This is a genomic window from Pseudomonas syringae, from assembly GCF_002157375.1.
GTDB lineage: Bacteria > Pseudomonadota > Gammaproteobacteria > Pseudomonadales > Pseudomonadaceae > Aquipseudomonas > Aquipseudomonas syringae_T.
The window spans coordinates 253,045-265,691 of the sequence record NZ_MTSA01000003.1 but is presented as its reverse complement, the minus strand read 5'-3'; the positions used below and the strand labels follow the sequence as shown (position 1 = coordinate 265,691).

At 59.9% G+C, this 12,647-nt stretch carries 9 protein-coding genes; 5 read left to right on the top strand and 4 right to left on the bottom strand.

What is annotated here, in order from left to right:
* Positions 1 to 7: 7 nt before the first annotated feature.
* Both BW686_RS04675 and BW686_RS04670 read right to left on the bottom strand, forming a co-directional pair.
* The gene (locus BW686_RS04675; RefSeq protein ID WP_084914774.1) at positions 8 to 400 is read right to left on the bottom strand and encodes a MerR family transcriptional regulator; all 393 of its coding nucleotides are present in this window, start codon (positions 398 to 400) and stop codon (positions 8 to 10) included.
* A gap of 163 nt (positions 401 to 563) precedes the next feature.
* Positions 564 to 1,493, bottom strand: a complete 930-nt coding sequence (locus BW686_RS04670; RefSeq protein ID WP_084914772.1) for a LysR family transcriptional regulator — start codon at positions 1,491 to 1,493, stop codon at positions 564 to 566.
* Positions 1,494 to 1,676: 183 nt separating this feature from the next.
* Here BW686_RS04670 and BW686_RS04665 point away from each other — a divergent pair, with 183 nt between their 5' ends.
* Positions 1,677 to 2,906, top strand: a complete 1,230-nt coding sequence (locus tag BW686_RS04665; protein WP_084914769.1) for an acyl-CoA dehydrogenase — start codon at positions 1,677 to 1,679, stop codon at positions 2,904 to 2,906.
* A gap of 12 nt (positions 2,907 to 2,918) precedes the next feature.
* Here BW686_RS04665 and BW686_RS04660 read toward each other — a convergent pair whose 3' ends face one another.
* Entirely contained in the window at positions 2,919 to 4,262 is a 1,344-nt protein-coding gene (locus tag BW686_RS04660; RefSeq protein ID WP_179149173.1) for a substrate-binding domain-containing protein, read from the bottom strand.
* A 132-nt stretch (positions 4,263 to 4,394) separates the two neighbouring features.
* Complete coding sequence (gene xthA, locus BW686_RS04655) at positions 4,395 to 5,207, bottom strand: exodeoxyribonuclease III (protein ID WP_084914763.1); 813 nt, start codon at positions 5,205 to 5,207, stop codon at positions 4,395 to 4,397.
* A 190-nt stretch (positions 5,208 to 5,397) separates the two neighbouring features.
* Here xthA and BW686_RS04650 point away from each other — a divergent pair, with 190 nt between their 5' ends.
* The 4 genes from BW686_RS04650 (at position 5,398) to BW686_RS04635 (ending at position 12,565) form a co-directional block, all read left to right on the top strand.
* Positions 5,398 to 6,069: a GNAT family N-acetyltransferase gene (locus BW686_RS04650; RefSeq protein WP_084914761.1), complete on the top strand. Its 672-nt coding sequence runs from the start codon at positions 5,398 to 5,400 to the stop codon at positions 6,067 to 6,069.
* A 59-nt stretch (positions 6,070 to 6,128) separates the two neighbouring features.
* A complete protein-coding gene (locus BW686_RS04645; protein WP_084914758.1) occupies positions 6,129 to 7,853 on the top strand; it encodes an autotransporter assembly complex protein TamA in 1,725 nt (574 codons plus the stop codon).
* 5 nt (positions 7,854 to 7,858) lie between these two features.
* Positions 7,859 to 11,539, top strand: coding sequence for a translocation/assembly module TamB domain-containing protein (locus BW686_RS04640; protein WP_084915071.1), 3,681 nt, complete (start codon positions 7,859 to 7,861; stop codon positions 11,537 to 11,539).
* 108 nt (positions 11,540 to 11,647) lie between these two features.
* On the top strand, positions 11,648 to 12,565 hold the full coding sequence (locus tag BW686_RS04635; RefSeq protein ID WP_084914756.1) for a LysR family transcriptional regulator: 918 nt from the start codon (positions 11,648 to 11,650) through the stop codon (positions 12,563 to 12,565).
* The last annotated feature ends 82 nt before the right edge of the window (positions 12,566 to 12,647 follow it).

Below are 12,647 nucleotides of genomic sequence, written 5' to 3'. Positions count from 1 at the left end.
TTCGAGATCAATGTGAAAGGGCAGCGGTTCTGTCGAGCTCGGCGCGACACCGCTCTTCGGCGGTGTCCAGCTCCAGTTGCATCTGCTGGATATCCAGCAGTTGCTGTTCCAGTTGTTCCCGGCGTTCGGCGATCTTGCCCAGCATGGTCTGCAACTGTTTTTGATTACCACCGCGGGGGTCGTACAGTGAGATCAGCTCCTTGCATTCGGCCAGCGAAAAACCGATACGTTTGCCGCGCAGGATCAGTTTCAGGGTGACTTTGTCACGGGCCGAATAGATACGTTCAAGACCCTTGCGCTCGGGACTGAGCATGCCTTGCTCTTCGTAAAAACGAATGGCACGGGTGGTGATGTCCAGTTCGCGGGCAAGCTCGGAAATACTGTAGGTCTGACTGCTCATGGCTGTGCTCGGCAAAATATACAGCGCTAACCTACGGCTCGCTTTACGTAAACGTCAAGCAGCAAGGGGTTGCGTACGCAGCCATATCAGGGATATCCATACTAGAAACAACTTTAACTGTTAGTTAAAAGTTGTTTATAAGCACAGGCTTGGCGTGATTATCTCAGGCTCTTTCAAGGCCTTTTTCCTGGGCCACTACCCGCTGCGAAAGCTCGATGATCTGTTCGCGCATCCAGCGGTTGGCCGGATCCTGGTCGGTGCTTTCGTGCCAGTAAAGATGGGTTTCCACAGACGGAACATCGTTCACCGGCAGGTAGACATAATGCAGGTCGTTACGGTGGGCGAAGCGTTCCGGCACTGTCATGACCATGTCTGTCTGCTGCAGCACCTGGGTCGCCATCAGGTAATGTTGCGAGCGCAGCGCGATCCGGCGCTGAATACCCATCTTGCCGAGCGCAAGGTCCACATGGCCCAACCCGCTGCGGCGGCTGGAGATATGGATATGGGCCTGAGCCAGGTAATCGTCCAGCGTCAGGACGGTCTTGTTCGCCAGCGGATGACCCTTGCGCATGCCGCACACGTAACGGTCCTCCATGAGCTTGACGTGACGAACCTGCGGGTCAGTATTGAGCGGTGCGTCCACGGCAAAGTCGAGGCGTCCGGCAGCCAGCTCCTTGGTGGTTTCCCGGCGCTTGGACAGGAAGCTTTCGATGGTGACAGCAGGCGCGAGGCGCCGCAGCCGCTGAAACAGCACCGGCAGAATGACCGCCTCGGTCAGGTCGGTCATGCTGATGCGATAGTTCTTGTTGGCCTGCAGCGGATTGAAAATCCGGCTTTCCTGTACCGAGACTCTCAGCAACGACAAGGCGTTGCGCACCGGACCGATGATGTTTTGCGCCATAGGCGTGGGCACCATGCCCTGCGCTGTCCGTACGAACAACGGGTCGTTGAAGGTCTCGCGCAGGCGCGCCAGCGCATTGGACACGGCAGGCTGGGTGATGCCGACAATCTGCCCGGCACGGGTCAGATTGGCTTCGGTGTAGATGGCGTCGAAGACAATGAAAAGGTTGAGATCGACCTTGTTCAGGTTCATTGATGGGGCGCCTCGTGCTGTTATTGTGATAGCTGCTCGGCCGGCTGTGGGTGCCGCAGCGGTGAAGAATCATATATCGGTTATGAATGTTTATACACGCCGAGAATAGATTAGATAAATGAGCGCGGCTTCTCTAGCATCAGGTCATGACTTCGACACCCTGATCGAGAAGGTAGCGACCCCATGAATTTTGCGTATTCCCCCAAGGTGCAGGCACTGCGTGAGCGAGTCACGGCGTTCATGGACGCTCACGTTTATCCGGCCGAGCCGGTTTTCGAACGGCAGGTCGCCGAAGGGGATCGCTGGCAGCCCACCGCGATCATGGAAGAGCTCAAGGCCCGTGCAAAAGCAGAGGGGTTGTGGAATCTGTTTTTGCCGGAGTCGGCGCTGGGCGCCGGGCTGACCAACCTGGAATACGCGCCACTGGCGGAAATCATGGGCCGTTCTTTGCTTGGGCCTGAGCCGTTCAATTGTTCTGCGCCCGACACCGGCAACATGGAAGTCTTGGTCCGCTATGCCAGCGAGGAGCAGAAGGCCCGCTGGCTCGAACCGTTATTGCGTGGAGAGATTCGATCGGCATTTGCCATGACCGAGCCTGAAGTGGCGTCGTCAGACGCGACCAATATGGCCGCTCGCGCCGAGCGCTCAGGCGATGAGTGGATCATCAACGGCCGCAAGTGGTGGACGTCCGGCGCATGCGACCCGCGCTGCAAGATCCTGATCTTCATGGGCCTCACCAACCCGGACGGGCCGCGTCATCAGCAGCACTCGATGATTCTGGTGCCGGTCGACACGCCGGGCGTGAAAATTGTCCGGCCGCTGCCGGTGTTCGGCTACGACGACGCTCCTCACGGTCACGCCGAAGTGCTGTTCGAAAACGTCAGGGTGCCGTTCGAGAACGTATTGCTGGGCGAGGGCAGAGGTTTCGAGATTGCGCAGGGCCGACTGGGGCCTGGTCGTATTCATCACTGCATGCGCTCCATCGGCATGGCGGAACGGGCACTCGAGCTGATGTGCAAGCGCTCAATCGACCGGGTCGCGTTCGGCAAGCCGCTGGCGAGGCTGGGGGGCAACATCGACAAGATCGCCGACTCTCGCATGGAAATCGACATGGCGCGGCTGCTGACGCTCAAAGCGGCTTATATGATGGACACGGTGGGTAACAAGGTCGCCAAAAGCGAGATCGCGCAGATCAAGGTGGTTGCGCCCAACGTTGCGTTGAAAGTCATTGATCGGGCTATCCAGATGCATGGCGGAGCCGGCGTTTCCAATGACTTCCCGCTGGCCTACATGTACGCCATGCAGCGTACGCTGCGTCTGGCCGATGGCCCCGATGAAGTCCATCGCGCGGCCATTGGCAAGTTTGAGCTGGGCAAGTACCTGCCCGCAGACCTGTCGCGCAGTCGCGCTTGAGCCGCAAGCCCGCTATTGCACCCAGACTTCGACACGGCGGTTCTTGATTCTGCCGTCGTCGATATCATTGTTCGCCACCGGCATCTCGTCGCCCAGGCCCAGAATCTCGCGAAAGGTCACGCCGCTCTTGAGCAGTTCGCGGCGCACGGCCATCGCACGCAACCGTGAGAGCAAGGCGGCACGGGCGGGATCGCTTTTAGCGTCTCCGAAGCCGACCAGCGTGACGTGCTGATCCAGCTTGTCATTCGCTTTCAGGTAATCGGCTACCCGCTTCAGGTCCTGCTGGGCCTTGTTGTCCAGCCTGGCGCTGCCTTGGGCAAAACGAAAGTTGACAGACAGCCGCTCGGCCTTGCGGGTCAGCGCCTGATAATCGGCCGGCATCTGCGCAGTGGGTTGCACCTTGAGCGCCTGCACGGTCTGCGCGACAAAACCGCTTTGCGCCACGATGGTTTGCCCTTCGGCGCTCTGCGCAAAACGCACCAGCGCCTGTGACCAGCGCTGGTGGGCCGCAGGCGGCACGTAGAGGTAAAGGCGTCGTGACAGTGGATAATCCTCGGTGGCAATCAGGCTGGTGGTCGGCAGCATCGGTCGGGACTCACCGTCTGCGATGGCCACGGCTTTGGCGTGTCTGACTGAGGGCAGCCCGGTAAATCCGATGCCGTTGACGTCTTTGCTGACCTCGTCGGAGAGCTGTTCGCTGGATTCAAAACGTGAGGCGTTAGCCGCCAGCTGCTTGCCGTACTTGGTGAGCACCAGTTCTTTGAATGTTTCGTAGGTGCCGGACTTGTCGTCGCGTACATACAGGTGAATGGCTCCGGGATTGCCGCCTGCCTCGCTCCAGTCCTTGATCTCGCCGCTGAAAATTCGCGCCAGTTGCAACGTATCCAGCTGCCGCAGCGGATTGGCAGGGTTTACAATGACGGCGACGCCATCAATGCCGATGACTTGCTCGCCTGCCGCACTTTTAAGGTCGCCAAGGCTGGCCAGCTCTTTCGCTTCCTGATCCTTGATCGGGCGCGAAGAGGCAGCAATGTCCGTGTTGCCGGCTTTTAACGCAGAAAAGCCGGTGCCCGAACCATGCGCGGCGACATCGACGCTGACGGGTTGCCCGGCCGCTGTCTTGCCGGTCACTCGAAGCTCGTTGACGGCGTTGCCCGGCGTCGTCTGCACCGATTGCAGGCCTTGCTGGCGCATCAATTCCTCAACCAGCGCAGGCGCCAGTTGGGCATTGATGGTGTTGGAACCCTGGATACGCAACACCGGCATATCGCCTGAGGGCGTGGGCAATGCCGCCATCAAGGTGGCGGGCAGGGTGGCGCTCGTCAGGATCAGCGCCGTTAGCAGAGCGCGCAGCATCAGCGTCACCATGAGTCACGGGAGGGTGCCGGGAGAATAAGACAGAGAGGTTGCTGGAATATGACAGTTGCTCGAAGGTTGCGCAGGCAACCCGTCTTTGCATGAAGACGGGTCGCGCACCCTTGTGTCTCGTCAGTTCAGTTCAAGCCAGATCGGCGCGTGATCAGATGGCTTTTCCATGCCGCGCAAATCGTAATCCACACCCGCAGCCTTGATGCGCGGCTGCAGCCCTGTCGACGTCATGATCAGGTCGATGCGCAGACCGCGCTTGGGTTCGTCTTCAAAACCGCGGCTGCGGTAGTCGAACCAGCTGAACCGATCACTGACTTCCGGGTACAGATAGCGAAAGCTGTCCACCAGCCCCCAGTTCTTCAAGCGTTCCATCCACTCGCGCTCTTCCGGCAGAAAACTGCACTTGCCGGTTTTCAGCCAGCGTTTGGCATTGTCGGCACCGATACCGATGTCGCAATCCTGAGGGGAGATGTTGACATCGCCCATGACGATCAGCGGTTGGTCATTGCTGAAGTGGCTTTCCAGCAGCGTCTGAAGGTTTTCGTAGAAGCGTTGCTTGGCAGGAAACTTGGTGGGGTGGTCGCGGCTTTCGCCCTGGGGAAAGTAGCCGTTCATGATGGTGACCGGCTGACCATTGCTGTCGGCGTAGGTGCCCCAGATGAAGCGTTTCTGGGATTCCTCGTCATCGCCCTCAAAGCCTTTGTGCAGGGCCAGTGGAGCATTGCGCGACAGCAAGGCCACACCGTAGTGGCCTTTCTGGCCGTGGAAATGCACGTGGTAGCCCAGCGCCTCGATGTCCGCGTGAGGGAACTGCTCATCTGAAACCTTGGTTTCCTGAAGGCCGATCACGTCGGGCTGGTGTTTGTCGATCAGTGCCGCCAACTGATGGGGTCGGGCGCGCAGCCCATTGATGTTGAACGAGACGATTTTCATAAAACGGCGGTCCTGAGCAAAAACAAACGGCGATGCTAGCCGACCTGCCGGCTCAGGACCAGTGTCACGTCGGGCACGCCGCAAGCGCAGGGCAGACAATTTATTGGAACTGTTATCAAAGGCCATCACTCGAAAGCCTGCTTGCCAAAACCGCTGCGCCTGACGCAGTTCCGTTAACACGAGGCCCTTTATGTCCCTACCTGTTGCCATCACGGGCGAAATCCGCCAGCTCGACAGCGGTTATTCCCGTGAAACCCGCTCTTTGCTGTTCAGGGCCTACCGGCACGACCCGACGTTTGCGTACCTGTTCAATGCCGAGCGTGAGGGCTACGAACAACGCGTACTGGCAACCATTCGCCAACTGGTCAAACAGCATTTCCTGCAGAATCAGCCTGCGCTGGGCCTGTTTCTGGAGGATCGTCTGGTGGGTGTAGCGTTGATAGCGCCGCCGCAGCGCCGTCTGGGTGTGACCGAAAGCTGGGCCTGGCGCCTGCGCATGGTGATGGACACCGGGTTGGGCTGCACGCAGCGTTATCTGGCCTATTACAACGCCGTACTGGCATGTGTGCCTTCAGAAACCGTTCACGTGCTGCCATTGATCGGCCTGGACCCTGAGTTTCAGGGTCAGAAGCTGGGTCAGGACCTGAGCGAGCAATTGCTTGGCGCGTTGCACGACTGGTGCGCGGTGGATGAAAACTCTCAAGGCATCGTCGTAGACACAGGAAACCCCCGTTATCTTGAGTTCTATAGACGACAAGGCTACGAGGAAATTGGCGAGATCGCTGTGGGACCCGTCCGAGAGCATGTGTTCTTCCACCCTAATCCTCAGGTTTCACTGCCGGTAGCTGACGTAATGGTTTGAATGTCCGCCAATTCGCGGGCTTCCAGAACGGCCTGTCGATCGTGATAGCATCTACGCCCATGAAGCTTTTCAGATTATTCAGCAGCCTGTGTCTGATGACCATGAGTGCCACGGCGCTGGCCGAGGCGCGTCTTGATGTCAGGGTCGAACCTGCCAATCCCGACCTCAAGGCCAACGTTGAAGGGTACATCGGCGACTTGGGCGAGCGCGACGCCAAGGCCCTGCGTAACTTCAGCCTCGGTGCCGAGCAGCAGGCCGAGAAAGCGGCGCAGGCGCTCGGGTATTATCAGGCGCAGATCGACAGCGAGATCAAGGACGGTGCCGACCCGCGTCTGGTGATCCATATCAAACCGGGCGAGCCTGTTCACTTGCGCAACGTGGTGATTCGGGTCGAAGGCCCGGCAGCGTCGCTGAGCGCTTTCAAAGTGCCAAAGAGTGACGCGCTCAAGACCGGCGCAGTGCTGAATCATGGTAATTACGAAGATGCCAAGCGCCTGATCCAGAATCAGGCGTCTCGCTACGGCTTCTTCAGTGGTCGCTTCGTCCAGCAGCGCCTGGCCATCGACCCGCGAGCCGGGGTTGCCGACATCGAGCTGGTCTATGACAGCGGGCCGCGCTACACGCTTGGGCAGGTGAAGTTCAGCGGCAACACGCCGTTCGATGAAGAGCTGCTCAGACGCATGGTGCCCTTCAAGGAAAACACACCTTACGATTCGCAACTGATTGCCGAACTCACTCAGGACATGCAGGCCAGCGGCTATTTTGAAGGCGTGCGTGTGGACGCAGCACCGACAGCTGCGGTGAATGATGTCATCCCGGTCATCGTCCAGCTGGAAACCCGCAAGCCTCGCACGATGGGCCTTGGTCTGGGTTATTCCACCGACGTGGGGCCGCGCGGCAAAGCCAACTGGACCCGGCACTGGGCCAACCCGCAGGGTCACAGCTACGGCTTCGAATCGGAGATATCCGCGCCACGGCAGAACATAGGGCTGTGGTATGACGTGCCGCTCGATCCGCCTTTGACCGACAAGATGCGTTACGCCGGTGGCTATCAGTATGAAGAGATTGCCGGCACCGACAGCCTCAGCAAGCTGCTGACCGCAGGACCTGAGTGGCACAGCAAACTGCCCAGCGGTTGGGAACGGGTCATTTCCCTGAAATGGCAGCGTGAAGAGTACCGGCTGGGCGATGATGCGGGCCTGAGCACGCTGTTGATGCCCGGCATCAGTTACTCGTACCTGCGCAGCGATAATCGTATCGACCCGCATCAGGGCTATCGCCTGCAATTCGAGACGCAGGTGGCCAAAGAGGGCCTGTTATCGGACGCCAACCTGGTGCATGCCAATGTGCTGCTCAAGGGCCTGACGACGGTTGCGCAGAACCATCGCTTCCTTGGCCGTGTGCAGGTCGGCGCAAACCTCACCGACGGCTACACCTCCATTCCGCCTTCGCTGCGCTTCTTTGCGGGCGGTGATCAAAGCGTACGCGGCTATGACTACCAGAAGCTGTCGCCGACCAACTCCGACGGCGACCGCATCGGCGGTCGCTACATGTTCGCCGGCAGTGTCGAGTATCAGTATTCGATTGCCGAAAAGTGGCGGCTGGCGACCTTTGTCGATCAGGGTAACTCGTTCAACAATCTGGACAGGCCAGACCTGAAAACCGGTGTCGGCTTCGGCGTGCGCTGGGTTTCACCGGTGGGGCCGCTGCGCCTTGATCTGGCACACGGGCTGGACGATGACGGCGGTATCCGCCTGCATTTCTCGATGGGGCCGGAGCTTTGAACACGGTGAATATCAAACGCGGCGCAACGCTTTTCGGTCTTGGTCTGGTCGTTTTTCTGGTGCTGATCGTCGTGGGTGTCTCGCTACTGCTCGGCACCCAGACCGGCAGCCAATGGGCGCTGGCTCGAGTCCCCGGACTGCAACTGGAGAATTTTCAGGGGCGGCTGGGCGGGCAATGGCGCGCTGACCGACTGATATGGCAGCAAGGCGAGGACCGTGTCGACGTGCAGTCGCCCGAATTCGAGTGGACACCGGCTTGCCTGCTCAAGATGACCCTGTGTATCGACCGCTTGCAGGCGGGGCAAGTGCTGTTGCACTTCCCTCCGAGCAACTCGCCGGGCAACGATGAGCCGATCAGCCTGCCTGCGCTCAAGTTGCCGCTGGCCCTGCAACTGGGGGACGTCCAGGTGGGCAGTGTGCAACTGGATGGCGTCGAGCAGTTGCGCGATCTGAAGCTGGCGGCGCACTGGACCTCCGAGGGGTTGCAGATAGACAGCGTACACCTGCAACGCGACGCGATGGTTCTGGACCTCAGCGGTCTGCTCAACCCTCAGGGCGACTGGCCATTGACTGCACAGGGCCAACTGCAACTTCCGCCGCAGGACGGGCAACCGTGGGTGTTGGCCCTGGATATTCAGGGCGACGTGCTCAAAACCCTCCACCTCAAGGCCGACAGCAGCGGGTATCTGCCAGGTGTACTGAGCGCAGAGCTGCAACCTCTGACTGAGCATCTGCCTGCGCGGCTGAAACTGGTTGCCGAGCATTTCAAACCAAGTTCGTCTTTGCCCGATACGCTGCAGCTCGAACAGTTGCTGCTGGAGGCCGAGGGCAACCTCGATCAGGGTTATCGGATCAGTGGCTCGGCCAGTCTGCCGGCCGAAAAAGGCCCTGTAGCGTTGTCGTTGCAAGGGCGTGTGGATGCCAAAGGCGCCACCCTTGCGGCGCTGGACCTTGCCGCCAATGATCAACAGCGTCTTGCCGTCACGGGCAACCTGAATTGGCAGAGCGGGTTGTCGGCCGATGCAACCATCGACTGGCTGGACTTTCCCTGGCAGCGGCTGTATCCGCTGGCGTCCGAGCCACAGGTGACGCTTCAAGCGCTCAAAGGCGAGATTTCCTACACCGACGGCCAATATCTGGGCAACTTCAACGCCCGCCTCAAAGGCCCTGCGGGCCCATTCACGCTGGTCAGTCCATTCAGCGGCAACCTGCAAGAGGTTCACCTGCCCCAACTGGAGCTGGTCGCAGGGCAGGGCAAGGCCAGCGGTCATCTGAACCTGCAATTTGCCGACGGTTTTGGCTGGGACACTGCGCTGGACCTGAGCGCGCTGGACCCTTCGTTCTGGGTCGCCGAGTTGCCCGGAACGCTGGCCGGCCCGCTGCGCAGTCAGGGGTTGCTCAGGAACGAACAACTGGCACTCACCGCAGACCTCGATTTGAAGGGCCGTCTGCGTGGTCAACCTGCCGTGCTTCAAGCCAAAGCGGATGGTCGCGATCAGCAATGGAATGTCAGCCAGTTGAACATTCGTCTGGGCGATAACCGTATTCAGGGCACTGGCAGTCTGCAGCAGCGTTTGAAGGGGCAACTTGACCTTGATCTGCCGCGCCTGGGCCAGTTATGGCCGCGTCTGGCGGGACAGGTCAAAGGACGGGTCGACCTCGCGGGTACGCTGCAGGCGCCCGAAGGGAAAGTCGCCTTGCAGGCTGGTCAGCTCGCGTTTCAGGAAAACCGCCTGCAAAGCCTGACGCTCAATGCCAGACTGGATCCGGCGCAACGCGCAATCATCAATCTGAAAGGCGCAGGCATTCAGGCAGGCGACACGGCATTGGGCACGCTGTTGGTGGACGGGCAAGGCACGCTCAAAGCCCAACAGTTGAAGCTCGACCTGCAAGGCCCGTTGCTCAAACTCGCTGTTGCGCTGGACGGCGGCCTCGACAAAGGCGACTGGCGTGGTCGGCTGGCCAGTGGCAGCGTGCAGAGCGGCGGCCAGAACTGGCGTTTGCAGCAGCCTGCGAAAATCGAGCGCCTGGTTGATGGCAGGCTGAACTTCGGTGCGCATTGCTGGCTGTCCGGAGACGCCAGCCTGTGCGGGGGCGATCAGCGTCTGATGCCCGAGCCCCATCTGCGTTACCAGTTGAAGCAGTTTCCGCTCGACAGTCTGGCGCAGTGGATGCCGAAAGACTTTGCCTGGAAGGGCGCATTGAATGCCGACATCCGGCTCGACATCCCGGCGGCAGGCCCTAGCGGTCAGATCACGCTGGACGCCGGGAGCGGTACGCTGCGGGTTCGCAATAACGATCAATGGGTGGATTTCCCGTACCAGACCTTGAAGCTCAGCAGCACGATGACCCCCAAGCGTATCGACTCGCGCCTGGATTTCGAGGGCGGCAAGCTGGGGCGTTTGCTGTTGAATGCGCAGATCGATCCGCTGGCAAAGGACAAGACCCTGTCAGGCGACTTCAACCTTTCCGGGCTGGATATCTCGGTAGCACGGCCTTTTGCACCGGGCGTCCAGAAGCTTAACGGGCGCCTGAACGGTGCCGGCCGGTTGTCGGGCAGCTTGCTGGCGCCTCTGGTCAACGGCAGCGTGACGCTTGAAGGCGGTGAAGTGGCCGGTGCAGAGTTGCCAATGGAATTGCATGACCTCAAGGTTCAGGCGCTGATCGCTGGAGAAAGTGTACAGATCGATGGGGGCTGGAAAAGTGGCAGCACCGGTCAGGGTTCAATGGGCGGGCAAGTGGCCTGGGGGCAGAATCTGGTCGTGGACGTGAGCCTGAAAGGCGCTCGCCTGCCAATCAATGTCGAACCGTATGCGGCCGTGGAGGCGGCGCCGGACCTGAAGATCTCCATGAAAGGCGACCGGTTGGCGATTTCCGGCAAGGTGCTGGTGCCCAAGGGCACGATTACCGTGCGTGAACTGCCGCCGTCCACCGTCAAACTGTCAGGCGACACGGTGATCGTCGGGCAACAGACCGAGGAGGGCGCGCCCCCGCTGGCCGTGGCGATGGACATCAATGTGCAGGTCGGTCAGGAAAAACTCAGCTTCAGCGGTTTCGGGCTGACCGCCAATCTGGTCGGGCAGGTACACATTGGCGACAACCTGGACACCCGTGGAGAACTCAACCTCAACGACGGCCGATATCGCGCCTACGGGCAGCGGTTGACCATCCGCAAAGCCCGTCTGCTGTTCGCAGGCCCTGTGGATCAGCCCTATCTGGACATCGAAGCAATCCGCCAGACCGATGACGTGATTGCCGGTATTCGCCTGACCGGCAGTGCCGAACAGCCCACCACCGAAGTGTTTTCCGAGCCTGCGATGAGCCAGGAACAGGCGCTCTCCTATCTGGTCATGGGCAGGCCCTTGAGCACTTCCGGCGAAGACAACAACATGGTCGCCCAGGCAGCGCTGGCGCTTGGTGTTGCCGGCAGCTCGTCGACCACCGGCAAACTGGCGGATAATCTGGGCATCAAGGACTTTGAGCTGGACACCTCTGGAACCGGCGACAAGACCAACGTGGTCGCCAGCGGCAAGATCACCGAAAAGCTCAGTTTGCGTTACGGGGTCGGTGTGTTCGAACCTGCCAATACCATTGCATTACGTTACTTGCTCAGTAAGCGGGTTTACCTTGAGGCGGCCAGCGGTGTTGCCAGTTCGCTGGATATTTTCTATAAAAGAGACTTTTGACGAGGGCTGGCCGCTGGCACGTGGTCAGCGCTTCGCGCCAGACCGGTTTACCCTGTCAAAGACCGTTCAATTTCGAACACATGTTCCGTTCTCAGGCTTCTGGCAATCATGGATCGATTCAACGCCATGCGCGTATTCACCCGTATCGTGGAACTGGGCGGCTTTGCCAAAGCTGCCGAGAGCCTGCACGTGCCTCGTGCGTCCGTGACGATGCTGATCAAACAGCTTGAAGCGCATCTGGGTGTGCAACTTCTGCAGCGCACCACGCGGCAGGTAAGTACAACGCCTGACGGCAAGGCTTACTACCTGCGCTGCGTCAGTCTGTTGGCCGATCTGGAAGAAACCGAGGCCGCCTTTTCAGCGACGGGTGCCGAGCCGAAAGGTTTGCTGCGGGTCGATGTGCCGGTCAGCCTTGGGCGCATGATCGTGATCCCGGCGCTGCCTGAATTCGCCCGGCGTTACCCGCAGATCAGGCTCGAGGTCGGCATGAGTGACAGGCCGGTCGACCTGATTCGCGAGGGGGTTGACTGCGTATTGCGCGCCGGCGCCGCGCTGGATGAGGCGCTTGTCGCCAGGCCGTTGGGCAGCTTGACCCAGATCACCTGTGCGAGTAGCGAGTACCTGAAGCGCAAAGGCACGCCTCGTCATTTGCAGGACCTCGCGCAACATCAGGTCATCGAATATTTTTCCCCCAGTAGCAGCAAGCGCTACGGCCTGGAGTTCATGGCCAATGGCGGGTCGGATGAACATGGCATGGACTGCTCGATTTCAGTCAGCAGTGCCGACGGCTATGTAGCGGCCTGTGAGGCCGGTTTTGGACTCATTCAGGTGCCGCGTTATCATGTCGCCGCGCAACTGCGCAGCGGTGCGCTGATTGAAGTGCTGCGCGATTATCGTCCGCCGCCGTTACCGTTGACGGCACTTTACCCACCCCATCGGCAATTGTCGCGACGCGTCAGGGTATTCGTTGACTGGCTGGTGGAATTATGTGCCCACCCGGATATCAGGGACAGACTGGTTTCCTGAAAAAAAATCGGAATTATCCGATATAGGCCCCAGCCACACTTTCGTGTTTAACTTCCGGCTCTTTTATCCCCTCAGAAAAAGG